Genomic DNA, 23,309 nt, shown 5'->3' on the forward strand with positions numbered 1-23,309 from the left:
AAATGCGCCATGCGGCGGAGGATCCGGAAATCCAAGGTCTCTCATCCCCTCATCGGGTTGCGCGGCGGTTCGCGATACGGAAAACCTATCGAACCGGCCCGTCAATCGGAATGGACGAGGTCGCGCCGCGGCGGGAGAAAGCCGCGTTCCTGTTCGAGTCATATGGCAACCAAGGGGGAACCAGGCCCGCCATGCAGATGCATCCCGTGAAACTCTACCCGTCCAAGGCCATGCTCCCGCGCGAGGAGCAACTGGCCTGGAAGATCGCCGGCGTGGCCGCGGACAAGGTCGCCGTCCAGAAGGACGTGCAGGAGATGATCATCAACCGGATCATCGACAACGCCTCGGTCGCCATCGCCTCGGTCAACCGCAAGCCGGTCGTCTCGGCCCGGCAGATGGCGCTCGGCCATCCCCGCAAGGGCGGCGCCACCATCTTCGGCGTCTCCAATGCCAAGGGCTTCTCGCCGGAATGGGCGGCCTGGGCGAACGGCACGGCGGTGCGCGAGCTCGACTTCCACGACACCTTCCTGGCCGCCGACTACTCCCACCCCGGCGACAACATCCCGCCGATCCTGGCGGTCGCCCAGACCATGGAGAAGTCGGGCAAGGACCTGATCCGCGGCCTGGCGACGGGCTACGAGATTCAGATCGACTTGGTCCGCGCCATCTGCCTGCACGAGCACAAGGTGGACCACATCGCCCATCTCTGCCCCTCGGCCGCCGCCGGCATCGGCGCGCTGCTCGGCCTGAAGCAGGAGACCATCTACCAGGCGGTGCAGCAGGCGCTGCAGGTCTCCGTCACCTTCCGCCAGTCCCGCAAGGGCGAGATCAGCTCCTGGAAGGCCTTCGCCCCGGCGCATGCGGGCAAGCTGGCGATCGAGGCCGCCGACCGCGCCATGCGCGGCGAGGGCGCGCCGAGCCCCATCTACGAAGGTGAGGACAGCGTGATCGGCTGGGTCCTCTCGGGCCGCACCAAGGCCGACCAGGACGGCCGCGCCGCCGCCTACGAGCCGGTCTACTACCAGGTGCCGCTGCCGAGCCCGGGCGAGCCGAAGCGCGCCATCATGGACAGCTATACGAAGGAGCACTCGGCCGAGTACCAGTCGCAGGCCCTGATCGACCTCGCCTTCCGGATGCGCGAGCAGATCCAGGACTTCGACGACATCGAGCGGATCACCATCCACACCTCCCACCACACGCATTACGTGATCGGGACCGGGGCGAACGACCCGCAGAAGATGGACCCGAAGGCCAGCCGCGAGACGCTGGACCATTCCATCATGTACATCTTCGCCGTCGCCCTGCAGGACGGGCGCTGGCACCACGTGGACAGCTACGCCCCGAAGCGGGCGCAGCGGGCCGACACCGTCCGCCTCTGGCACAAGATCGAGACGAAGGAGGACCCGGACTGGACCCGCAAGTACCACTCGCGGGACCCGAACGAGCTCGCCTTCGGCGGCCGGGTCGAGATCGTCTTCAAGGACGGCCGCCGGCTGGTCGATGAGCTCGGCATCGCCAATGCCCACCCGAACGGCGCCCGGCCCTTCGGGCGGGAGCAGTACGTCCAGAAGTTCCGGACGCTGACGGAGGGCATCATCTCGACGCGGGAGGCCAACCGCTTCCTCGAGGTGGTGCAGGACCTGGCGCGGCTGCCGGCGGGCGAGCTGCACATGCTCAACGTGGCGCTGCCGGCCGGCACGCTGCTCGAGGGCAAGCCGGGCATCTTCTGAGGAGGCGGGGATGGCGCTGGCGCCGGCCGGGCCGGGCGGCGCGGCGGAGGTCACGCTCCGTCCCGGCCGCGCAGCCGATGCGCCGGCGCTCGCCGCCATCCACCGCGCTGCGCGGGCGCAGGCGCTGCCCAGGTTGCGGGAGCCCTGGGACGAAGCCTCCGTCGCCGCCTGGCTGCGCCATGTCCTGCTGGCGCGCCACCGCGTCCGCGTCGCCGAGGCGGCGGGACGGCCCGTCGCCTATCTCGGTCTCGACGAGGCCGAGGCGATGGTCCTGCACCTCTATGTCGCGCCGCCCTGGCAGGGGCGCGGCATCGGGCGCAGGCTGATGGAGGAAGCGAAGGCGGCCTGCCCGGGCGGCCTCGCCCTGCATGTCTTCCAGCGGAACCTGTCCGCGCGCCGCTTCTACGAGCGGCAGGGCTTCCGCGCCGCCGAGCGCCGTCCGGCCTCGGCCAACGAGGAGGGGGAGCCGGACATCCACTATGTCCTCACCCCCGACGACCGACCCGATGAGAGGAGAGAACGCATGAGCGAAGCCACGCAGAAGCCCGAGATCTACAAGGGCCTGGTCGGCGTCTATGCCGACGTGTCCAGCATCTCGAAGGTGATGCCCGAGACCAACAGCCTGACCTATCGCGGCTACGCGGTGCAGGACCTGGCCGAGAACTGCTCCTTCGAGGAGGTGGCCTACCTGCTCTGGGAAGGTGAGCTCCCGACTGCCGCGCAGCTCGCCGCCTTCAGGGAGGAGACCGCCTCCCAGCGGGAGATCACCCCGGCGCTGCACCGGGTGATCCGGGAATTCCCGAAGGACGCCCACCCGATGGACAGCATCCGCACGGCGGTGTCCTTCATGGGGCTTGAGGATCCCGAGACCGGCGACGTCTCCGAGGCCGCGCAGTACCGCAAGGCGAAGCGGCTCTTCGCCAAGATCCCGACCGCGATCGGCGCCACCTACCGCGCCGCCAAGGGGCTGGACCCGGTGGCGCCGAACCCGGCGCACAGCTTCGCCGAGAACGTCTTCAACCTCGTCCAGGGCCGGGTGCCGGAGCCGGAGGTGCTGAAGGCCTTCGACGTCTCCATGATCCTCTACGCCGAGCACACCTTCAACGCCTCGACCTATACGGCGCGGCTGGTGACCTCGACGGGCGCGGACATGCACGGGGCGATCACCGCCGGCATCGCCGCCCTCAAGGGCCCGCTTCACGGCGGCGCGAACGAGGCTGTCATGCACATGCTGAAGGAGATCGGCGACCCGGCGGTGGCGAAGGAGTGGCTGCAGAGCCGCTTCGACCACCGGGCGCTGGTCATGGGCTTCGGCCACCGGGTCTACAAGTCCGGCGACAGCCGCGTGCCCACGATGAAGAAGTACGCCGAGAAGATGGCCGAGGTGGTGGGCGACCGCACCTGGATGGAGATCAGCCGGATCCTCGCGGCCGAGATGCTCGAGAAGAAGAACATCCACCCCAACCTCGATTTCCCGGCCGGCCCCGCCTACCACCTCATGGGTTTCGAGATCCCGCTCTTCACCCCGCTCTTCGTCGCCAGCCGCGTTACCGGCTGGTCCGCGCATGTGCTGGAGCAGCAGGCGGACAACCGGCTCATCCGCCCGCTCTCCTGGTACACGGGCAAGGAGCAGCGCCCCGTGCCGGCCATGGCGGCACGCTGAGTCGGCGAGCGCTGCCGATGCCGGCGCGTTAAGCCAGCGTTGGAAGTCGCCGTCGCGCCGCCGCGCGACGGCATGCGGTAGGGACGGCCGCCGGCATTGCCGGCGGCCGTTCGCGTCTCCGCCGCACATCGCGCGCCGCGCGCGATGTGCGCGACGTCGCACGCGGTGCGGTGAGCGCGCAAAAAAACGCAGCGCATGTTGCGGTTTCTGTTGACACGATGGATGCGTGTGCAGATAGCGTGCGCCTGCGCATGACGTCGCGCGCGATTCGCGCAATCCGATGGGACGCGGACGCAAGGACGGAATGCCGCAGCAGGGAAGGACGGTCCATGGACCGCAGACAGGACGGGATGGCGGCGCGGCGCGCCGGACATCCCGCCGCATCGCAGGGCAGCCTGGCTTCGCCTTGCATGGGAGACGTGGTGGAGGGAACGGCGATGCGGCGTGACGCCGCCGGACGTCCGCTGCCGCTTCCTGTCGGCGCCACATGGACGGCGACCACGACGGCGCCACGCGCTACGGGATCCGCGCGCCGCCGCCATCGCACGACCGAACCTGCTCCCATCCGGGCCGTCCGTCGCCACGCGGCGCGGCGGTCCTCCACGGAACGCGCAAGGAGATCCTGACCGTGACCGACACCCCCGAGACCCCGAAGGCGCAGGCGATGGCGATGTCGACCACGCGCCGCACGGCGAAGAAGCCCGCCACCGCGCGCGGCCGCGTCGCTGCGAAGAAGCCGGCCGCCCGCAAGGCCGCCGCGCCGAAGAAGGCCGCCGCGAAGAAGCCGGCCGCCCGCAAGCCGGCGGCGAAGAAGACGACCGCCGCGCGCAAGCCGGCGGCGAAGAAGGCGACCACGGCCCGCAAGCCGGCGGCACGCAAGGCGGCCACCGCGAAGCGGACGACGACCGCCCGCAAGCCGGCCGCGCGCAAGGCGACCACCGCGAAGAAGGCGACCACGGCCCGCAAGCCGGCGGCGCGCAAGGCGACCACCGCGAAGAAGGCGACCACCGCGCGCAAGCCGGCCGCCCGCAAGCCCGCCGCGCGCAAGGCCGCGACCACGCGCAAGGCCGCTGCGCCGGCCGCGCCGAAGCGCGCTGCCGCCGCCAAGGCCGCGACCTCCTCGCGCTCGGAAGCCGCGAAGAAGGCCGCCGCGACGCGCGCCGCGCGGAAGAAGGCCGCGATGGAGGCGACCGCCGCCCCGATGCCCGAGGCGACCGAAGAGTCCCCGGCCACCTGACACCGCCGCTGATCCCGGCGTGAGGGCGCCGTCCCGCAAGGGGCGGCGCCCTTGTCGCGACCGCTGCCCCGGAAAATGACTCCCGCGTCAGCCTTGCGGGCCAACCGGCGGCGATGCCGGCGGGCATCGCGTTCCGTCGGCCGTGCCGCCGGATCCGCAGCGCTCTGCGCTGGCCTCCAGACTCACGCCGGGCAATGTCACCCGTGCGGGCCGCCGGCGAGCCAGCGCGCGCCGCGCGCGGTGAGCGCCTCCACCTCCGGCCCCTGCAGCCCCGGCATGTCGGTCTTCACGGCGTAGCCGATCTGCGTCTGCAGGTAGGCGAGGTGGCGGTAGCCTTCCGGGAAGCGCGCGAGCAGCGCGGGGTCGAGCGCGAGCCGCGCCGCGGGATCGACCGGGTCCATCCGGTCCTTCTCGTAGATGGGCTGGCGCAGCACCACGCCCCATCGCGCGCCATCGGGTCCGTCGCGCTTCTCGAGGAAGTCGTAGAAGCGGCCGGTGCAGACCACGTCGACCCGCACGCCATGCACCTCGGCGCGCTGGCTGATGGTCATCTTGGTCTGGGCGATTGCCCGGTTGCCCGCGACATCCGCGCTGTGGCCGCCGAGGAAGTGCAGGATGGAGACGCCCTTCGCCCAGCCGGCCCGGCTGGCGGCGATGAAGTCGCGCCAGGGCGCCTGGCACCAGGTGGCCATCATGAAGCCGTCCTCGTGCCAGCAGGTGGCGAAGCGCTCCCAGTCGCCGGCATCGCGCCACACCGCCCAGTTCTCCACCAGCGCGCGGATGGCGAGGCGGTCGAGCAATTCCTCGTTCATGGTCGTCAGGCCTTCCATCCGCCGAAGAAGGCGAACTCCTCGATCGCGCGGCGCTGCCGCGGCGCCGTCTCGCGCTGGGCCAGCACCTCCGGCAGCGCCTCGGGCGGGCCGACCTCGCCGATGGCGATGGCGGCCACCGGCTCGAACCCCTCCGGGATGCCGAAGGCGGCGCGCGCCGCGGCGGCGTCGAAGCCTGCCATCTGGTGCGCCTGCAGGCCGAGCGCGGCCGCCTGCAGCGCCATCTGCGCGCTGGCCGCGCCAGTGTCGTGCAGCGCGTGGCGCATCGGGTTGCCGTTGTTCGGGTTGGTGAGGCGCGCGACCGAGAGCATCAGCACGCCGGCATTCCGCGCCCAGGTCTGGTTGTTGGGCGAGAGGACGCCGACCAGGCGCTCGAAGGCCGCCGCGTCCTGGTCGCGGCGGGCGACGATGTAGTGCCAGGGCTGCAGGTTGTTGCTGCTGGCGGCCCAGCGGGCGGCTTCCAGCAGGCTCTCCAGCGCGCCGGGCGGCAGGGCTGCGCCGGTGAAGCTGCGCGGGCTCCAGCGCTGCGCGACCAGCGGGGCAATGGGATGGGCGGCGGGGGCCGCGCGGTCGGGGGTGGTGTCGGGCATGGAGGGTCCTCGGTGGGTGGGGCGCCATGCTCCGCGGCGGGCGGCGCGGGTCAAGGGTGGCGATGCGCGGCGCCGGCGCCCTATGCTGCGGCGAGGAGGATGGGCGCATGGACCTTCCCGTCGAGCCCGAGGCGCCGGCGCGGGCCGGCTACAAGCAGGACCTGCATGCCTGGGCGCGCGAGCAGGCGGCGCTGCTGCGGGCGGGGCGGCTCTCGGAGGTGGATGCGGCGAACATCGCCGAGGAGCTGGATGACGTGGGGAACGAGCAATACGACAAGCTCGAGAGCGCGCTGCGGGTCCTGCTCACGCATATGCTCAAATGGGACCACCAGCCGGAGCGGCGGGGGCGGAGCTGGGCAAACACGATCGATACGCAGCGCGACCACATCCGCAAGGTGCTGCGGAAGAACCCGAGCCTGAAGTCGAGCCTTGAAGAGGCCATCTTCGAGGCCTGGAAGGACGCGCGGCGCGACGCGTCCTCGGAAGCGAACCTGCCCCGGCGGACCTTCCCGGAAGTCATTCCCTATGACTGGGCCGCGATCCTGGAGCGCCCCTTCGCATTCGACCCGGAGGACTGACCCTCACCCGAAGGTCGTGAGCAGGTCCTCGACCTCGGCCGGCGTCAGCCGCCGCGCCTCGCGGCCCTGCAGCAGCAGCGCCAGCTTCGCCGCCTCCTCCAGCTCCTCCGCCGCATAGACCGCGTCGTCCAGCGTCTTGCCGCTGACCACGGGGCCGTGATTGGCCAGCAGCATCGCGCGGGCCTGCCGTGCCGCCTCGGCGATCGCCGGCTCCATCGCCGCATCGCCCGGGCGGTAGTAGCGCACCACCGGCAGCACGCGGCCGACGCGCATGACGAAGTAGGGCGTGAGCGGGGGGATCGGCGCGGCCTCGCCGGGCGATGCCAGGCAGGCGATGGCGGTGGCGTGGGTGGAGTGCAGGTGCACCACCGCGCCCGCCTCCGGCCGCGTCTCCAGCACCGCGCGGTGCATGAAAACCTCTTTGGAGGGCTTGTCGCCCGAGACGTGCCGCCATTGCGGGTCGAGCTTGCTGATGCGGTCCGGGTCGAGGCGGCCGAGGCAGGAATTGGTCGGCGTCATCAGGTAGCCGTCCGGCAGGCGGACGCTGATATTGCCGGCGCTGCCAACGCTGTAGCCGCGGCCGAAGAGCAGGCGGCCATGCTCGGCCAGGCGCTCGCGGAGTTGGGTCTCGTTCATCGCTGCCTCCAGAAGATCGGGGGAGAGAGGGCACCTCTCTCCCCCGTACCCCCTCTCACCGCCTTCTCTGAGTCTGCGCTCGCCGCGCGGTGGCACCCGACTCACAGAAAACGGTGTGGGGGGCGCGGGGGGAGAGGTGTCCTCTCCCCCCGTTTCACACCCCGAACGCCTTCAGAAAGAAATCCCGCGCGCCGAAATTCCCGCTCTTCAGCGCCAGGTGCAGCCCGGCCGGCTCGGCATAGGTCCAGGGCACGCCCGGATCGATCTCCGGCCCGATGCGCAGCGAGGACACGCCGAGCCGCGACACCACCGCGCCCGAGGTCTCGCCGCCCGCCACCACCAGCCGCTGCACGCCGCGCGCGACCAGCCCTTCAGCCACCGCGGACAGCGCCTGCTCCACCAGCGCGCCGGCCGCGTCGCGCCCGAGCTTCGCCTGCAGCGCCGCCACCTTCTCGGGCGGTGCGGAGGCGGCAATCACCACGGGATGGTCGCCGAGCTTGCCCTCCGCCCAGTCCAGCGCCTGGCGCGCCAGCGCCGCGGCATCGGGCATCGCCAGCACGTCGAGCTCGAGCGTATGCGCATGATCGCGCGCATAGCCGATCTGCCCGAGCGTCGCGCGCGAGCAGGACCCCGCCACGACAGCCGCATGGCCCCGCATCGGCGGCAGCGCGGAGGCGGCCTCGCCGCGCTCCGGCAGCAGGCCCCTGGCGCGGAAATTCGCCGGCAGCCCCATGGCGACGCCGCTGCCGCCGGTGATCAACGCATGCTCCGCCGCGGCCTCGCCGATCGCGAGCAGGTGTGCATCCGTCACCGCATCCACGATGGCGTAGCGCCGGCCGCTTTCCTTCAGGCCCGTCATCGCTTTGCGGATGGCGGCGGCGCCCTGCTCGACCGTAGCGAAGGGCACCAGCCCGACCGTCCCGTCGGTCTGCCGCCCCAGCACGCGGACCAGGTTGGCGTCCCGCATCGGCGTCAGCGGGTGGTTCTCCATCCCGCTCTCGTTCAGCAGCGCGCCGCCGACGAAGAGATGCCCCTGGTAGACGGTGCGGCCATTGGTCGGGAAGGCGGGGTTGGCCAGCGCGAAGCCGCAGTCGAGCCGCCTGACCAGCGCATCGGCCACGGGGCCGATATTGCCCGCATCCGTGCTGTCGAAGGTGGAGCAGTACTTGAAGAAGATCTGCTTCGCGCCCGCCGCCAGCAGCGCCTCGCAGGCCGCCAGGCTCTCGGCCACGGCCTGCTGCACCGGGGCGGTGCGGGACTTCAGCGCGACGATGATCGCATCCGCCTCCGGCAAGGGCCCCTTGGGGACGCCGATCACCTGCACGGCCGTCATGCCGCCCTTGACCAGGGTATTCGCCAGGTCGGTCGCGCCGGTGAAGTCGTCGGCGATGCAGCCGAGCAGGGGCATGGTCGTCTCTCTCCCGAAAGCGTCAGTCGCCAATCTAGCCCGCCCCGGGCGCTGCCGCGATGACCCCGAGGCTGCGCAGCGCATTCAGCATGATGTTCAGCCCGAGCGCCGCCTGCACCACGCCCAGCACCGTGCCGAAGACCAGCAGCGGCATGCCCAGCCACCGCAGCAGGGGCCGGGCGAAGAGCATGGCGAGCAGGTCGAGCACCATGATCGCCAGCAGCAGCCCGACGATCACGCCCTTGCCCATCAGGCCCTGCGCCAGGGTCATGTAGATGATCACCGCCGCGACCCCGGAGGGCGTGACGATGATCGGATAGGCCAGCGGCATGGCCGCCAGTTGCAGCCCCGGCTCCTGCTCCGGCAGCGAGCGGGGGCGCGGGTTGAAGGATTCCAGTAGCGCCTGCAGCGCGACCAGGAACAGCACCAGCCCGCCGGTCAGCGCCAGCACCAGCGGCGGCACCTGGTAGTTGCGCAGCGCCTCCACGCCCAGCGTGCCGGCCAGCAGCACGATGCAGGTGGCGAAGAGGAAGGCGCGCAGGGCAAGGCGCCGACGCAGCGCCGGCTCGGCATCTTCGGTCATGCGGGCGAAGGGACCGATGATCTTGATCGGCCCCAGCAGGAGGAAGAAGAAGCCCCAGACCTGCATCAGGCTCGGCGTCGCACCCGACCCCATCGCGCTCCCTCCCGCCTGCGTGAGGCGCCAGTATGAAGCGTGGGCGGGAGCGCCGAACTTCAGATCGGCGTGCCGTCCTTCCGGGTGTAGCGCCAGTCGCCCTCCGGCATCGCCGCGCCGGCCAGGTCGTCGTCCGGATAGGTCACGCTGTCACCGGGGCTGCGGTCGCCGACCTCGAGGAACAGCACCTCCGCGTCGGAGCGGTTGACGAGGTGGTGCGCCTCGCCGGTCCCGGCGGGGAAGCCGGCGCAATCGCCGGGCGCGAGCACCTGCTGCCGGTCGCCCAGCACCAGCGTCGGTGTTCCCGCCAGGACGTAGATCCACTCGTCCTGCCGCGCATGCGCATGGCGGAGGGAGGAGGCCGCGCCGGGCGGCAGCCGCACCAGGTTGACGCCGAAATTGCGCAGGCCGAAGGGATCGCCCAGCACGCGCTTCTCGCGGCCGCCCAGCGCCGCCACGAGGTCCTCGGGGAAACCCGTCGGCACCGGCCTCGCCGGAACCTCCATCGCGCGCAGCGCCGGTGGCCGCTCGCTCATGGCGCATCCTCCGTCAGCCGCTTGCGCAGCCAGATCCGCTCGCCCTTCGGAGGGTAGGGCAGGCGGGCGAATTCCTGGTAGCCCTGCCTCGCGTAGAAGTCCGGCGCCTGGAAGCTGAAGGTGTCGACATAGGCGGAGTGGCAGCCGCGCTCGCGCGCCCGCAACTCCGCCGCCGCGATCAGCCCGGCGCCGAGGCCATGCCCGCGCAGATGCTCCGCGAGCCAGAGATAGCGGATGAAGAGCCAGCCGGCATAGGTCTCGCCGAAGAGGCCGCCGCTGAGGCGGCCAGCCTCGCGCAGGAAGACGCCAAGCTCGCCCCAGGGCTGGTGCCCGGGCCAGAGCCGTTCGTTGAAGACCTCCAGCCCCTCGCCGAGGCGCTCGGCCTCCGCGCGGTCGGGCGCGTCCTCGATGCTCAGCGTCAGTCCGGGCGGCAGCTCCATGCCGGGAGCATAGCCCGGATCAGCCGCCGGCGACTCCCTGGATGACGATGCCGGTCCCGTCGCAGGTGCGGCAGCGCTGGCCGCTCACCTGGCCCTTGCCCTGGCAATCCGGGCAGACCGCCTCGCCCGTCCCGGGCGTGCCCGGGGCGGCCGCATCGCCCGGGTTCAGCTTCGTCCCCATCGCCTTGTCCGCATCCGCCATTCGTATCCTCCCCTTGCTGGCGCCGGTCGTCGCGGGGCCGGGAGGCCCGGCGGCGTGGCGCTGCGCTGACGACAACAGGCCGGAGCGGATCGCGGGCCCCTTGGCGCGGCGGTCCGCTCCTGCCGCCAACGTGCGGGGGCGGGGCGGTGTTCCGCGCGGCGGCGCCTTGAGGCACGCCGGTCGAGACACGGGCCGTCACCCTTGATTAGGAACGTTGCATTGCAGGTCGGCGATGCGGCCGGCCCGGAGGTCACCCCGCATGCTTGCCCGCCTGCCGATGCGCACGCTCCTCCTGCTGGTCGCCACCGTGCCGCTGCTCGGCGCGCTGGCCTTCGGCGGGATCCTGGCCGGCGAGAGCTTCGCGGCCTACCGGGCGGCGAACCGGGTGCTCGAGCTGGAACAGGTGGCCAATACCGGCGCGCGGGTGGTGTTCGAGCTCTCGATCGAGGCGCGGGCGCTGCGCGACTTCGCCGCCAGCGGCTCCGAGGCCGATCGGGCGAAGATGGTGGAGCGGCGGCGGATCACCGAACGCAACCTCGCCGCCTTCCGCGCCGCCGTCGCCGCCGCCGGCCCGACCGACCAGGGCACCCGCGAGGCCATTGCCTTCATCGACGAGCGGATCGCGGGCTACGGGCCGATCCGGGCGAAGGCGGAGGACCGCAGCCTCACCGCCACCGACACCGCCCTCTACAACCAGCCGGTCCTCGCCCGTGGCTACGAGCTCGTCGCGCGCCTCGCCGCGGCGACCGAGGATGCCACCGTGAAGCAGTATGCCCTGGGCCACCACGCCCTCCTCATGGTCTCGAAGGGCGCGGTCGGGGAGAGCACCATCGGCATCGCGGCGATGCGCGAGGGCACCCTCTCGATGGCCGATCTCGACCGCTTCTACGAGCGTTCGGGCGAGATCCGCGACTTCGGCGAGCAGCTCGGCACGCTGGCGCCCCCCGCCATCGCCCAGCGCTGGCGGGCCTATCTCGCCGGCGAGCAGGCGCAATCCATCGCTCGCCTGCGCAAGGAGGTTATCGCCCTCGCGGCGGGGCGGAAGCCGGAGCCGGGCCTGGCGCAGCGCTGGTCCACCGACAGCCTCGGGCGCTTCGCCTTCGTCGGCGAGTTGATCGAGCAATCCGCCGGGCTGCTGACGGCGGAGGCCGAGGCAAGGCGCGACGCGGCCTGGACCCGCCTCCTCGTCGTCCTCGGCGCGGGGCTCGGCATCCTGGCCGCGGTCGCCCTGCTGAACCGCGCCGCGCTGCGCGCGGTCGGCGGCTTGCTGCGGGCCCTGGCGGGCGCCCTGACGGATCTCGCGGCGCGCCGCTACGACGCGGCGATCCCGGGGCGGGAACGCCGGGACGAGATCGGCGCCATGGCCCGCGCGATGGAGGCCTGCCGCCAGGGGCTGCAGGAGGCGGATGCCCTGGCCGCCGAGCAGGCCCGGGCGCAGGAGGCCCGCGCCACGCGGGCGGCGCGGCTGGAGGGGCTGACGCGCGACTTCGAGGCCTCGGTCGGGCGGCTCGCCGGCGTGCTCTCGGGCTCCGCCGGCACCTTGCAGACGACCGCGCATGCCATGGCGCAGGGGGCAACGACGGCCAGCGAGCAGGCCGGGGCGGTCGCCGGGGCGGCGGAGCAGGCGAGCCAGAACGTGCAGACCGTCGCCGCCGCCACGGAGGAGCTCTCGGCCTCGGTGGGCGAGATCGCCCGCCAGGTGGCGCAATCCACCGCCATCGTCGGCCGCGCGGCGGAGAACGCCAGGCGGACCGACCAGACCGTGCGCGCGCTGGCCGAGGGCGCGCAGCGGATCGGGGAGGTGGTGCGCCTCATCACCGGCATCGCCGGCCAGACCAACCTGCTGGCGCTGAACGCGACGATCGAGGCCTCCCGGGCGGGCGAGGCGGGCAAGGGCTTCGCCGTCGTCGCCTCGGAGGTGAAGACGCTGGCCGCCCAGACCGCGCGGGCGACCGAGGAGATCGGCGCGCAGATCGGCCAGATCCAGGACGCCACCCGCGATGCCGTCGCGGCGATCCAGGGCATCGTCGGCACCATCGACGAGGTGGATCGCATCGCCGGCGCGATCGCGGCGGCGGTGCAGGAGCAGGGGGCGGCGACGCAGGAGATCGCCCGCAACGTCCAGCAGGCCTCGGCCGGCACCCAGGCGGTCACCCGCAACATCGCCGGGGTCGGCCAGGCCACGGCGAAGACCGGCGAAGCCGCCGCCGAGGTCCTGCGCGCCGCGGCCGAGGTCTCGCGCCAGTCCGAGACCCTCGGCGCCGAGGTCGGCACCTTCCTCACCGGCGTGAAGGCGGCATAGGGCGAAGGGAGCGTCAGCCCCCGGGCGGCAGGGCCAGAAGGTCGCGATGGCCGATCCGCGCGGCGAGGCGCCCCTCCGCCGCCTGGGCGAGGCGCGCGGCGGCCCAGGCCTCGATCCGCGTTCCGCCGCGCCGGTCCTGGGCGCGTGCGGCCTCGGCATGCCCCTGCATCAGGTCGCCGAGCAACGCGTCGGCCCGCTCGCGCAGCACCGGATGCGGCAGGGCGCCGCGGCTGCGGATCAGCCAGTCGCTCGGCGCCGTCGCCACCGCGAAGCCGCGGGCGGCGAAGGCCTCGGCGATCACGGCCGGCGCGCGCGGGCCGAGGGCTGGGCCGCCGAAGCCCTTGTCCCGCGCCTGGTCGCGGCGGAAGCCGGCGGCCACCCGGGCATCTGCGGGATGCGGCGGCACGAAGCTCGCCCGCCCGTCGACGCAGAGCGCGGCGTAGAAGGGCAGCCGCAGCGCCGCCGCCATCCGCTCCACCCAGCCGCGGGAGACCAGGTCGCAGAGCGCCGAGCTCACCACCGCATCGGCAGCCTGCAGCGGCAGGTTGCGCGGCGCCTCGGCGAGGTCGGCGATCAGCGTGTCGATCCGCCAGGCGCCGCCGGGCGCATGCACCAGCAGGGTGCGGCGGTTCGGCGCGGTGACGTGGAAGCCGACCTCCTCGGCGCGGTCGACGATGGTGTCGAAGGCGGCCTCCAGCATCTCCCGGTCGCTGTCCACCAGCGTCCAGCTCTGGGCGCGGCCGAGGCGCGGCGCCAGCCAGCGCAGCAGGCTGCCGGTCCCGGCGCCGAGGTCGAGGAAGCGCGGCCGCGCCGGCAGCCGCGCCAGCAGCTTCGCCGCCAGCGCCTCGGACCGCGCCACGGCGTCCCAGGGCTCCCGCAGGTCGAGCCAGTCGAGGTCGAAGGCTTCCGTCATGCCTGCTCGATCTCGGCGGCGAAGGCGGCCGCCCGGTCGGCCCAGCGCGGCAGGCGCTGCCCCGCCTGCCAGGAGGCCTCGGCCATCTCCTGCCGCATCCCGGCATCGACGATGATCCGCCGCAGCGCCTTGGTCAGCGAGACGACGTCGCCGGGCGGCGAGACCGCGCCGGCCTCCATCGGCACGATATCGGCGATGGCGCCGCCGGCGGTGATGGCGAGCGGCAGGCCGCGCGCCATGGCCTCGGCCGCGGCCATGCCATAGCCCTCCCACCAGGTCGCCAGCGCGAAGAGGTCGGCGCGGCGGTAGAGCGCCTCCAGCGCCTCGCCGTCGAGCTCGCCGGCGAAGGTCACGCGCTGCTCGATGCCCAGTTCCTCGGCGAGCGCGCGCAGGCCATGCGCATGCACCGCATCGCGCGCGCCGCCCACGATCGTCAGTGTCCAGTCGAGGTCGGGCAGCCCGGCCAGCGCGCGCATCAGCACGTCGTGCCCCTTGCGCGGCGTCAGCGTCCCGACCGAGAGCAGGGCGGTGCCGGGGCCGCCCGAGCCCTGCGCGCGCTCCGCCGGGTCGGTGCCGGGCTCCACCACGCCGATGCGCGCCGGGTCGACGCCGAACTTTGCCGTCAGCGTCTCCGCCGTGCCGCGCGAGGGCGCGATGATCCGCGCGAGCCGGGGGAAGAGGTCGCGCTCGATGCCGCGCAGCGCCTCGCGGTCCTCGAGGGGCGCGCCGTGTTCCAGCGCCGTCGGGTGGTGGATGAGCGCGAGGGCGCCGCGGGCGACGAGATCCTCGGCCAGCGCCGCGCAGGCCGGCAGGCCGAGACCGTCGACGACGATCCGCGCCTCCGCCGGCAGGGCGGCGAGGGCCGCGCGTGCCGACTCCTCCGCCTCGGCATCCGGCAGCGGGTGGCGGCCGGCGAGCTCCACCACCTCGACCTCGTGGCCCAGCCCGCGCAGGCCGGCGACGATCCGCCGGTCGTAGATGTAGCCGCCCGAGACCGTGTCGAAGGGGGCGGGGACGAGCAGCGCGATCCTCAAGCGACAGCCCCCTCGTAGGCGGCCCAGGCATTCGGGCTCTCGCGCAGCAGCACCTTCAGCGAGGTCACGGTGCCGCTCTGCGCGCCGAGCCTGCCCTCCCGCAGCGCGGCGGCGAGCAGGCCGTGGATGTGGAGGCAGAGATATTCGGTCGTCGTGTTGAGGCCGGCGAATTGCGGCTCGCCGTCCAGGTTCCGGTAGTCCAGGGTGTCGAGCGCCTTGCGCAATTCCTGCTTGGCGAGGCCGATATCGACCAGCAGATGGAGGTGGTCCAGCTTCGGCGCGCGGAACTCCGCCTCCACCGCGAAGGTTGCGCCGTGCAGGCGCTGGGCGGGCCCGAACTCGGCGCCACGGAAGCTGTGGGCGACCATGATGTGGTCGCAGACGGTGAGCGAGAACATCGCGGCACTCTCTTATATATAGGTGACGACGGGGCAGGGCGGCGCGCCGGACCCGGCGGCGAGCAGCGCGGGCAGGGCGGCGGGCAGCGCCTCGAAACGGGCGACCGGGGCGCAGAGCGCATCCAGCCGCGGATCCTCCAGCAGCTCGAGCGCGAGGGCGAGCCGCTCTGCATGGGTGCGGCGGCCGCGCATGGCGGGCGCGACGCTGCCGACCTGCGAACCGATGATGGAGAGCCGGCGGCTGTGGAAGGCCTCGCCGAGCGGCAGCGGCACCGCGCGGTCGCCATGCCAGCTCGCCTCGACGATGCGCGCCTCGAAGCCCGCGCGGTCGAGGGCGAGCCGAAGCCCCGCCGCGCTCGCGCTCGCATGCACGACCAGCTCCTGCTCCGCCGGCGCGTCCCCGGGCCGGGCGAAGCGGGCGCCGAGGGATTCGGCGAGCGCGGCGCGCGAGGGGTCGAGGTCCACCACCGTCGGTGCGATGCCCGGCATGCGCGCGAGCAGCGCGGCGACGAGCAGCCCGACCACGCCGGCGCCGATGACGAGGCAGCGCTCGCCCGGCAGCGGCCGCGCGTCCCAGACGATGTTGAGCGCCGTCTCCATGTTGGCGGCGAGCACGGCGCGGTGGTCCGGCACGGCCTCCGGCACGGGCACGCACATGGCGGCCGGGGCGAGGAAGCGGTCCTGGTGCGGATGCAGGACGAAGACGCGGCGGCCGGTCAGCGCCTCCGGCCCCTCCTCCACCACGCCCATGGCGCAGTAGCCGTACTTCACGGGAAAGGGAAACTCGCCGCCCATCAGCGGCGCGCGCATGGTGTCGTGCTGGCTGGCGGGCACGCGGCCCTCCAGCACCAGGCGCTCCGTGCCGCGCGAGAGCGCCGTCGCGCGGGTGCGCACCAGCGCCTGGTCCGGCGCGCGCGGCGGCAGCCATTCCTCCCGCAACTCGGCGCGGCCGGGTGCGACATACCAGAGCGCGCGGGCGCGGATGCCGGGGGCGTTCACGCGCAGACCCCCGGCCGCACGCGGTCGAGCGCGATGTCGAAGAGCACGTCCGGCTCGAGCGGATGCACGGTCCAGGCGAAGCGCAAGCCATCCGCGATGCAGGCGGCTTCCGGCAGGGTGAAGGCGGGAATGCCGGAGCCGAGCAGCACCGGCGCCACCGTCACGTGCAGCCGGTCGAGCCCGCCGGCGGCGAGGAAGCGGCTGACCGTGACGCCGCCGCCCTCGACGAAGATGCGCGTCAGCCCGCGGGCGGCGAGGGCGGCGAGGATGGCCGGGATCCGCAGTCCGCGGCCCGCGGCGTCGCGCGGCAGCCGCAGCACCTCGGCAATGCCGAGCCGGTCGGGGCCCGCCGCGTCCTCGGCGCAGAGCAGCAGCGTCGGCGGGCCCGCGCGGAAGACGCCGTAGTCCGGGCCGAGGCGGCGGTCGGTATCCAGCACCACCCGCACCGGGTCCGGCCCGGCGCAGTGGCGCGTGGTCAGCTTCGGGTCGTCGTGCCGCACCGTGCCGGCGCCGACCACCACGGCATGGCAGAGCGCGCGCAGGCGGTGGGTGTGCAGGATGTCGCCGCGGCCGCCGATCCAGCGCGAGGAGCCGGAGGCGGTGGCGATCCGGCCGTCGAGCGTCTGTGCCAGGCGGCCCACCACGGTGCAGCCATCCGCCGCGCGCGGCGGCGCGAGCAGCGGGCCGAAGAGGCACCCATCCGGTACGGGCGCGCCGGGGGTGTCGCGGGCGGCGAGCAGCGCGTCCCAGTCGGCGTTGGCGATCAATCCGTCCATCGGGCCATCCATGCGGCGCGGACCATGCCGCAACGGGCCCACGGATGCCACGGGATCACGGCGTGACAAGGGCATGAGCGGGGGGCATGAGCGGAGCAGGGCGCCGCGACGGGCGGGCAGGGCGGCCACCCTGCGCGCGGCGGGCGGCCGGGTCCGGCCGCAGCTCAGGCCGCGACATGCACGGCGGGCCGCCGTCCCTCGTTCCAGGCGCCGCCCAGCGCGCGCTCGACCTGCGCCGCAAGCTGCAGCAGCAGCCCGTCATCGGCCTGCTTCGCCACCGCCTGGATGCCGAGCGGGATGCCGTTCTCCTGCATCGCCATCGGCATGGAGATGGCCGGGATGCCGCAGAGATTGGCCAGCGGCGTATAGGGAAATTGCCGCCAGAGATTGCCGAACCAGTCCAGCACGTCCGGGTTGTCGCTGATCGTCAGGAACTCGGTCGTGCCGGCCGGCGGCGTCGGCAGGGCGGTGACCGGCGTCAGGATGATGTCCCAGTCCTCGAAGAAGGCGCCGAAGGCGCGCGAGGTCGCATTGAAGGCCGCCTGCATCCGGTAGCGCTCGGAATAGGTCGTGCCGATCCCGGCCTCCCAGATGCGGATATTGATGGGCTCGATCAGCCCCTCGGGCGGGCGGTCGAGGCCCTTCATGGCCAGGGTGGCGCTGATGGTCTGCGCGAAATTGCTGATGTAGCAGAGGGTCTGCGCGGCGAAGGCGGCGCGGAAATCGACCGCGGGCAGCACCCATTCGACATGGTGGCCAAGCGATTCCAGCAGCCGCCCGGCCTTCTCCAGCGCCGCCACGAAGTGCGGGGTGGCGCGGTAGTCGCCCCATTCGTGCGAGAGGGCGATGCGCAGCTTCGGCGGATCGCGCTCGATGAGGCGGGAGCAGGGCTCCGCCGGCGTCCAGAAGGGCATGAACTCGCCCGGCGCGCCGCCGCGGCAGGCATCGACGAAGGCGGCGGTGTCGCGCACGGTCCGGCTGTGGCAGCCCTGGATGGAGACGAGGCCCGTCAGGTCCGAGGTCGCGGGCGCGGTGGAGAAGACGCCGCGCGAGACCTTCAGCCCGATCAGCCCGCAGGCGCCGGCCGGGATGCGGATGGAGCCGCCGCCATCGGTCGCATGCGCCATCGGCACGGCGCCGGCGGCGACCATGGCGCCGCTGCCGGCGGAGGAGCCGTTGGTGACATGCGCCGTGTTCCAGGGATTGCGCGTGGAATAGACCGCCGGGTTGTCGGCGGCGCTGCAGCAGCCGAATTCGGGGGTGGTGGTGCGGCCGAGGATGGCGAGGCCCGCCTGGCGGATGCGGCCCGCGAGGTAGCTGTCCGCCGCCGACCGGTTCCCGCGCATGAGCAGCGAGCCCATCTCCTGCAGCCGGCCCTTCAGGGGCACGCTGAGGTCCTTCATTAGGTAGGGCACACCGGCGAAGGGGCCGGCTGGGTCGGCGCCGTCCCGCAGCGGGTCGGCGACCACGTCCTCGAAGACCTCGACGACGGCGGAGAGGTCGGGATTGGTGCGGGCGATGGCGGCGGCGGCCTGGGCGGCCAGCTCGGCCGGCGTCACCTCGCCGGCCCGGACCCGCGCCGCCAGGGCCAGGGCGTCATGCCGGGCCCAGTCTTCCCAGCTCATGGCCAAGCTCATGTCGCGCGCTTTCCCGTCGTGATGCGGGAAGCCTAGAGGCGGGCGACGGGCGGTCAACCGGGCCGCCGGACGTCCTCCGCGCGGCGGCCAGGGCCGGGACAGCCCGCCTGCGTCAGAGCCGCACGGACTCGGTCTGGAAGTGCTTGGTCGCGCTCACCTGGAATTCGGTATCGAGCACCAGGGCGGCGCAGAGCGCGATCGCCACGGCGGCAAGGATGCCGGTGATGATGGACTTCACGGCAGTCGTCTCCCGGTCGGTGACATGGCGTATGGGTTGCCGTCAGGCCCCGTGCAAGAGGGCCTCGGCCGCGGCCAGGTCCTCCGGTGTATTGGCATTGAAGAAGGGGTCCACCGGATCGGTGGGCCATTCGGCGAGGGCGCAGCCGAACCGCGCGGTCCAGCGGTCGATCTTGCGCTCGCCGGCCAGCAGGGCGGCGCGGAGTTCCGCGCGCAGGGCGACCGGCCAGAGGCCGATGGGCGGGTGGGTCCAGCCACCGGAGGCGGCGCAGGCCAGGGGCGTGCCGGCCGCGGCCCGGGCTTCCTCGAGCCGCGCGACGAGGTCGGGCGGCAGGAAGGGGCCGTCGCCGGGCGCCGAGAGGACGGTCGGCAGGTCCGGCCGATGCGCCGCCGCCCAGTCCAGCGCGGCGAGCACGCCGGCGAGCGGGCCGGGGTAGTCGGGGAGGGGGTCCGGCACCACGGGGAGGCCCCAATGGGACGTGATGTCGGCAAAGCGGGCCGGGTCGCCATTGGCGTTCAGGATCACCGCCGCGACCTGCGGCCGCAGGCGGTCCAGCACATGCTCCAGCAGCGGCCGTCCGGCGAGGAGGCGCAGCGGCTTGTCGCCGCCACCCATGCGCCGCGCCAGCCCGCCCGCGAGAATGACCGCGAGGACGGTCACGCGCCTGCTCCGCGGTTCGGCCGCAAGGCCCCTTCCTCGGTCCCGGCCACGACGCCGGGACGCGGGGGGAGGGTGCCGGGGCCAAGGGCCGTCGCAGGCGGCCGGTGCGCGGCGTCCGCGGCACCGAGGCCCGCATCCCGCGGGGCCGGGTGCGACGGGCGCCTCATGCCCCCTCCGCCTCCCGGCTGTTCTTCCGCCAGTGTTTGGCGCTCTCCTCCTCGACATAGGCGAGGTCGGCGTCGAAGAGGATGCGTTCCTCGCCCGCCAGCGCGGTGAAGCGCCTGCCCTTGCAGCGGCCGATCAGCGTCAGCCCGGCCTCCCGCGCCAGCTCCACCCCCCAGGCGGTGAAGCCGCTGCGGGAGACGAGGATGGGGATGCCCATGCGCACCGTCTTGATCACCATCTCCGAGGTGAGGCGTCCCGTGGTGTAGAAGATCTTGTCCGCCGGGTCGCAGTCCGTGCGGAACATCCAGCCGGCGATCTTGTCCACCGCATTGTGCCGGCCGACGTCTTCCATATAGACCAGCGGCCGGTCCTGCCGGCACAGCGCGCAGCCATGGATCGCCCCGGCCTCCAGGTAGAGGGTCGGCAGGGTGTTGATCCGGTGCAGCAGGCGGTAGAGCCAGCTCGTGCGGATCGCGGCTGACACCGGAAGCCGCGCCTTGGAAAAGTCCTCGAGCAGGTCGCCGAAGGCGGTGCCCTGGGCGCAGCCGCTGGTCAGCGTCTTCTTCTTCAGCTTCGCCTCGAAATCCGTACGGCGCTCGGTCCGCACCACCACCACCTGCAGGTCGTCGTCGTAGTCGATGGCGGTGACCCGGTCGTCCCGCCGCAGCATGCCCTGGTTCAGCAGGTAGCCGAGCGCCAGGTCCTCCGGCCGGTCGAGGATCGTCATCATCGTCACGATCTCCTGGCCGTTCAGGTAGAGCGTGAGTGGTCGCTCGACGGTGACGCTCGCTTCCACGCGCGCGCCGGTATGATCGACGCCGCTGACGCGGCGGGTCAGGCGCGGATCGGCGGGGTCGGGCTGGACCAGCAGCGGCTCTTCCATGATGCGAAGGGTGGTGAGGCGGTGCCGCGCGCGCAACCCAGAGGCCGGCGCTGGCGTTCCCGGCGCATCATTCGGGAGGTTCTCCATGCCCACCTATCGCTTCCCCGCCGAGGCCGGCCTGGCCCTGGAGGGCGGAGCGCCCAGCGCCGCCGCCATCAGTGGCCGTCTGGCGGAACTGGGCCTGCCGCGGCAGGCAGTGATGGTCTCCCGGCACGACGATGCCGCGACGCTGGAAGGCACCGTGCCGGACGAGGCGACGCGGGAACGCGTGCTGCTCGCGGTCGGCAACCTGCAGGGCATCGCGCGGGTCGAGGACCGGATGACGGTGACGCGCAGCAGCGGGCTGCTGGAGTCGCTCGGCAGCTTCGCCCGCCTGCCGGCCGGCAGCGCCAACATGGAGGCGGCGGAGCGGCAGGTGCACCGCGCGGCGCCGGACACGGCCGATACCGGCTTCGGCCCGGGCGGCAGCATCCTGCATGTGGTCCAGCCCGGCGAGACGCTGGAGGCAATCGCCGCCCGGCACTATGGCGACACCGCCGCGGCCGGCTGGGTGCTGGAGAGCAACGCGCCGGTGCTGCAGGATGCGGCGGCGCTGAAGGCCGGCATGGTGCTGCGGCTGCCGCCGCGGTAGCGCCATCGTCCCGGGATGATGGACTCGGAGCGGGGCCAGGTTGGGCCAGTGCTTGCAGACTCGACCGTGATCGCGGCAGAGCGGTCCGGCCGTGACCTCCGTGCCTCGCGACCGTGGCAGCCAGGACTACGTCCCGCCGCCCGACCTGCTGCCCGCCTTCCCGCTGGCCCGCCGGGCGCGGCCGAAGACCCGCCTGCCCTGGGGTGGCTTGCGCGCCCGCTGGAAGGACAGCGACCGTATCTACGAATGGGATTACCGGCACGGGGCGGTCGAAGTGTATGATCGCCGCGGCCGGCACCTGGGGCAGTTCGATCCGGCGACGGGCCTGCGACAGAAGCCGGCCGATCCCCTGAGGGAGGTGGAGCCATGACCCTGCAGCATCGGCTGACCGGTTATGACCGGCAGACCGAGATGCTCGCGCTGTCCTTCGACGTCCCTGCGACGCAGGACGCCGAGGCCCGGGCGATTGCCGGCGTCCCGGCCAGCGACCCGGACGCGGTCGGCGGATATCCCCTGGACGAGGCGGCTGCGCAGCGCCTTCTGCGCCTTCTCGGCCTGCCCGATGGGACCGCGGCGCATGACTGGTTCCTGGAGCCCGTGGCGCGGCCACTCGCACGGCAGTCTGCGGCGTAAGGATCGCGTCGATAGGGGGAGCTCCGGCAGCCCCCAGTGCGACGACGCCTTGCCGCCCGCGATGCCGGTGCAGCAGACTTCGCGGCCATCTCCGGGAGGCCGCCCATGCTGTTCCAGCGCATCCCCGCCCATCCCCGCCGCCTCCTCGCCGAGCCGGTTTCGCCGACCCGCCGCGGCCTGCTCGCCGGGCTCTGCGCCTGCGCCGCCGCGCCGCTGCTGCCCGCCGGCCCGGCGCTCGCCGTCACCGCCGGCGCCGCCCGCCCGATCCATGCCGCCTTCGACGCCGCGGCCGCGGCGATCGAGCCCCGGCTGGTCGCCTGGCGCCGCGACATCCACCAGCACCCCGAACTCGGCAACCAGGAGGTCCGCACCGCCGGCCTCGTCGCCGCGCATCTGAAGGCGCTCGGCCTCGAGGTGCGGGAGAAGGTCGCCGTCACCGGCGTGGTCGCCACCCTGCGCGGCGGCGCCGGTCCCGGTCCCTGCATCGCGCTCCGCGCTGACATGGATGCCCTGCCGGTCGCCGAGGAGGTGGACCTGCCCTATGCCTCCCGCGCCCGCGCCACCTGGGACGGCGTCGAGGTCCCGGTCATGCATGCCTGCGGCCATGACTGCCACACCGCCATCCTCATGGCGGTGGCCGAGGTCCTCGCCGCTCAGCGCCAGGCGCTGCGCGGCAGCGTCCGCTTCCTCTTCCAGCCCGCCGAGGAGAACCAGCCGCAAGGCGAGATCGGCGGCGCCAAGCGCATGCTGGCCGAGGGCGCCTTCGCCGACCCGAAGCCGGACATGGTCTTCGGCCTGCACATGGTGAGCGGCCTGCCCGCCGGCGTGCTCGGCTACCGGTCCGGCCCCATGCAGGCCAGCGCCGACGAGTTCCGCATCACCGTCCATGGCCGCCAGACCCATGGGGCGCGGCCCTGGGCGGGCGTCGATCCCATCGTCATCGGCGCGCAGATCGTCTCCGCGCTGCAGACCATCCAGAGCCGGCAGGTGGACGTCTCCGACCCCAGCGTGCTGACCGTAGGCACCTTCCAGGGCGGGACGCGCAACAACATCATCCCGGACCGGGCCGTCATGACCGGCACCTTGCGGACCTATGACGAGCAGCGCCGCAGTTACATTCAGAAACGGGTAACAGAGATTGCCGAGAGCGTGGCCAAAGGGATGGATGGCAGCGCCGAGGTGACATGGCAGCCCAACGGCTATCCGGTGACCGTGAACGACCCGAACCTGACCGAGCGGATGCTGCCGAGCCTTGCCCGGGTGGCGGGGGAGGGGCGGCTGCGGGGGATGCAGCGCAGCATGGCGGGCGAGGACTTCTCCTACTTCTCCCAGGCGGCGCCCGGCCTCTTCTTCAACCTCGGCGCCACCGGGCCGGGGATCGACCCGCGGACGGCGCCGACCAACCATTCGCCCCGCTTCCGGGTGGACGACAGCGGTCTTGTGCAGGGCGTGCGGGCGCTGACCCATCTGGTCGTGGACGCGACCGGCAGCGGCGCTGCCTGAATCGGCCTGCC

General features: G+C 73.1%; 26 protein-coding genes. 9 read left to right on the plus strand and 17 right to left on the minus strand.

Annotation, left to right across the window (positions count from 1 at the left end):
• The first annotated feature begins 191 nt into the window (after positions 1 to 191).
• The 3 genes from Q7A36_RS01915 to Q7A36_RS01925 all read left to right on the plus strand — a co-directional run bounded on the left by Q7A36_RS01915 (position 192) and on the right by Q7A36_RS01925 (position 4,630).
• Positions 192 to 1,730, plus strand: coding sequence for an MmgE/PrpD family protein (locus Q7A36_RS01915; RefSeq protein WP_305101955.1), 1,539 nt, complete (start codon positions 192 to 194; stop codon positions 1,728 to 1,730).
• Positions 1,731 to 1,740: 10 nt separating this feature from the next.
• Complete coding sequence (locus tag Q7A36_RS01920; RefSeq protein ID WP_305101956.1) at positions 1,741 to 3,393, plus strand: bifunctional 2-methylcitrate synthase/citrate synthase; 1,653 nt, start codon at positions 1,741 to 1,743, stop codon at positions 3,391 to 3,393.
• Between the two features lie 628 nt (positions 3,394 to 4,021).
• On the plus strand, positions 4,022 to 4,630 hold the full coding sequence (locus Q7A36_RS01925; RefSeq protein ID WP_305101957.1) for a hypothetical protein: 609 nt from the start codon (positions 4,022 to 4,024) through the stop codon (positions 4,628 to 4,630).
• A gap of 197 nt (positions 4,631 to 4,827) precedes the next feature.
• Here the strand turns inward: Q7A36_RS01925 and Q7A36_RS01930 are convergent, their stop codons facing one another.
• Complete coding sequence (locus Q7A36_RS01930) at positions 4,828 to 5,442, minus strand: nuclear transport factor 2 family protein (RefSeq protein ID WP_305101958.1); 615 nt, start codon at positions 5,440 to 5,442, stop codon at positions 4,828 to 4,830.
• A gap of 5 nt (positions 5,443 to 5,447) precedes the next feature.
• Positions 5,448 to 6,050 carry a nitroreductase family protein gene (locus Q7A36_RS01935; RefSeq protein ID WP_305101959.1) on the minus strand — a complete coding sequence of 201 codons (603 nt, stop codon included), beginning with the start codon at positions 6,048 to 6,050 and terminating at the stop codon, positions 5,448 to 5,450.
• A 107-nt stretch (positions 6,051 to 6,157) separates the two neighbouring features.
• Here Q7A36_RS01935 and Q7A36_RS01940 point away from each other — a divergent pair, with 107 nt between their 5' ends.
• Positions 6,158 to 6,628 (plus strand): DUF29 domain-containing protein, encoded by a 471-nt coding sequence (locus Q7A36_RS01940; RefSeq protein ID WP_305101960.1) that lies wholly within the window; start codon positions 6,158 to 6,160, stop codon positions 6,626 to 6,628.
• Between the two features lie 3 nt (positions 6,629 to 6,631).
• Here the strand turns inward: Q7A36_RS01940 and otnC are convergent, their stop codons facing one another.
• The 6 genes from otnC to Q7A36_RS01970 form a co-directional block, all read right to left on the minus strand.
• Entirely contained in the window at positions 6,632 to 7,264 is a 633-nt protein-coding gene (gene otnC / locus Q7A36_RS01945; protein WP_305101961.1) for a 3-oxo-tetronate 4-phosphate decarboxylase, read from the minus strand.
• Positions 7,265 to 7,418: 154 nt separating this feature from the next.
• Positions 7,419 to 8,672, minus strand: a complete 1,254-nt coding sequence (gene otnK / locus Q7A36_RS01950; RefSeq protein WP_305101962.1) for a 3-oxo-tetronate kinase — start codon at positions 8,670 to 8,672, stop codon at positions 7,419 to 7,421.
• Between the two features lie 34 nt (positions 8,673 to 8,706).
• The gene (locus Q7A36_RS01955; protein WP_305101963.1) at positions 8,707 to 9,348 is read right to left on the minus strand and encodes a MarC family protein; all 642 of its coding nucleotides are present in this window, start codon (positions 9,346 to 9,348) and stop codon (positions 8,707 to 8,709) included.
• 59 nt (positions 9,349 to 9,407) lie between these two features.
• A complete protein-coding gene (locus Q7A36_RS01960; RefSeq protein WP_305101964.1) occupies positions 9,408 to 9,884 on the minus strand; it encodes a cupin domain-containing protein in 477 nt (158 codons plus the stop codon).
• The gene (locus Q7A36_RS01965) at positions 9,881 to 10,324 is read right to left on the minus strand and encodes a GNAT family N-acetyltransferase (protein ID WP_305101965.1); all 444 of its coding nucleotides are present in this window, start codon (positions 10,322 to 10,324) and stop codon (positions 9,881 to 9,883) included. Before Q7A36_RS01965 ends, Q7A36_RS01960 begins: the two co-directional genes overlap by 4 nt.
• A gap of 19 nt (positions 10,325 to 10,343) precedes the next feature.
• Positions 10,344 to 10,526 carry a hypothetical protein gene (locus Q7A36_RS01970; RefSeq protein ID WP_305101966.1) on the minus strand — a complete coding sequence of 61 codons (183 nt, stop codon included), beginning with the start codon at positions 10,524 to 10,526 and terminating at the stop codon, positions 10,344 to 10,346.
• A gap of 259 nt (positions 10,527 to 10,785) precedes the next feature.
• Here Q7A36_RS01970 and Q7A36_RS01975 point away from each other — a divergent pair, with 259 nt between their 5' ends.
• Entirely contained in the window at positions 10,786 to 12,828 is a 2,043-nt protein-coding gene (locus Q7A36_RS01975) for a methyl-accepting chemotaxis protein (protein WP_305101967.1), read from the plus strand.
• Between the two features lie 13 nt (positions 12,829 to 12,841).
• Here Q7A36_RS01975 and Q7A36_RS01980 read toward each other — a convergent pair whose 3' ends face one another.
• The 9 genes from Q7A36_RS01980 to fdhD form a co-directional block, all read right to left on the minus strand.
• Complete coding sequence (locus Q7A36_RS01980; RefSeq protein WP_305101968.1) at positions 12,842 to 13,741, minus strand: class I SAM-dependent methyltransferase; 900 nt, start codon at positions 13,739 to 13,741, stop codon at positions 12,842 to 12,844.
• Positions 13,738 to 14,775, minus strand: coding sequence for a glycosyltransferase family 4 protein (locus tag Q7A36_RS01985; protein WP_305101969.1), 1,038 nt, complete (start codon positions 14,773 to 14,775; stop codon positions 13,738 to 13,740). Before Q7A36_RS01985 ends, Q7A36_RS01980 begins: the two co-directional genes overlap by 4 nt.
• Positions 14,772 to 15,173: a 6-pyruvoyl trahydropterin synthase family protein gene (locus Q7A36_RS01990; RefSeq protein ID WP_305101970.1), complete on the minus strand. Its 402-nt coding sequence runs from the start codon at positions 15,171 to 15,173 to the stop codon at positions 14,772 to 14,774. Before Q7A36_RS01990 ends, Q7A36_RS01985 begins: the two co-directional genes overlap by 4 nt.
• Positions 15,174 to 15,185: 12 nt before the next feature.
• Positions 15,186 to 16,172, minus strand: a complete 987-nt coding sequence (locus Q7A36_RS01995) for a zinc-dependent alcohol dehydrogenase (protein ID WP_305101971.1) — start codon at positions 16,170 to 16,172, stop codon at positions 15,186 to 15,188.
• Positions 16,169 to 16,948, minus strand: a complete 780-nt coding sequence (locus Q7A36_RS02000; protein WP_305101972.1) for a RibD family protein — start codon at positions 16,946 to 16,948, stop codon at positions 16,169 to 16,171. The genes Q7A36_RS01995 and Q7A36_RS02000 overlap by 4 nt, the downstream gene beginning before the upstream one ends.
• Before the next feature lie 164 nt (positions 16,949 to 17,112).
• Positions 17,113 to 18,573, minus strand: coding sequence for an amidase (locus Q7A36_RS02005; RefSeq protein WP_305101973.1), 1,461 nt, complete (start codon positions 18,571 to 18,573; stop codon positions 17,113 to 17,115).
• 124 nt (positions 18,574 to 18,697) lie between these two features.
• Complete coding sequence (locus tag Q7A36_RS02010) at positions 18,698 to 18,823, minus strand: hypothetical protein (protein WP_305101974.1); 126 nt, start codon at positions 18,821 to 18,823, stop codon at positions 18,698 to 18,700.
• Positions 18,824 to 18,865: 42 nt separating this feature from the next.
• On the minus strand, positions 18,866 to 19,483 hold the full coding sequence (mobA, locus tag Q7A36_RS02015) for a molybdenum cofactor guanylyltransferase MobA (RefSeq protein ID WP_305101975.1): 618 nt from the start codon (positions 19,481 to 19,483) through the stop codon (positions 18,866 to 18,868).
• 163 nt (positions 19,484 to 19,646) lie between these two features.
• Complete coding sequence (gene fdhD, locus Q7A36_RS02020; protein ID WP_305101976.1) at positions 19,647 to 20,531, minus strand: formate dehydrogenase accessory sulfurtransferase FdhD; 885 nt, start codon at positions 20,529 to 20,531, stop codon at positions 19,647 to 19,649.
• A gap of 85 nt (positions 20,532 to 20,616) precedes the next feature.
• Here fdhD and Q7A36_RS02025 point away from each other — a divergent pair, with 85 nt between their 5' ends.
• From Q7A36_RS02025 to Q7A36_RS02040, 4 genes are all read left to right on the plus strand, one after another.
• Positions 20,617 to 21,162, plus strand: a complete 546-nt coding sequence (locus Q7A36_RS02025; protein WP_305101977.1) for a BON domain-containing protein — start codon at positions 20,617 to 20,619, stop codon at positions 21,160 to 21,162.
• Positions 21,163 to 21,253: 91 nt separating this feature from the next.
• Entirely contained in the window at positions 21,254 to 21,532 is a 279-nt protein-coding gene (locus tag Q7A36_RS02030; protein ID WP_305101978.1) for a colicin E3/pyocin S6 family cytotoxin, read from the plus strand.
• The gene (locus Q7A36_RS02035; RefSeq protein ID WP_305101979.1) at positions 21,529 to 21,795 is read left to right on the plus strand and encodes a DUF7683 domain-containing protein; all 267 of its coding nucleotides are present in this window, start codon (positions 21,529 to 21,531) and stop codon (positions 21,793 to 21,795) included. The genes Q7A36_RS02030 and Q7A36_RS02035 overlap by 4 nt, the downstream gene beginning before the upstream one ends.
• Positions 21,796 to 21,900: 105 nt before the next feature.
• Positions 21,901 to 23,298 carry an amidohydrolase gene (locus tag Q7A36_RS02040; protein WP_305101980.1) on the plus strand — a complete coding sequence of 466 codons (1,398 nt, stop codon included), beginning with the start codon at positions 21,901 to 21,903 and terminating at the stop codon, positions 23,296 to 23,298.
• Positions 23,299 to 23,309: the final 11 nt, after the last annotated feature.

Source organism: Paracraurococcus lichenis (assembly GCF_030657435.1).
GTDB lineage: Bacteria > Pseudomonadota > Alphaproteobacteria > Acetobacterales > Acetobacteraceae > Paracraurococcus > Paracraurococcus lichenis.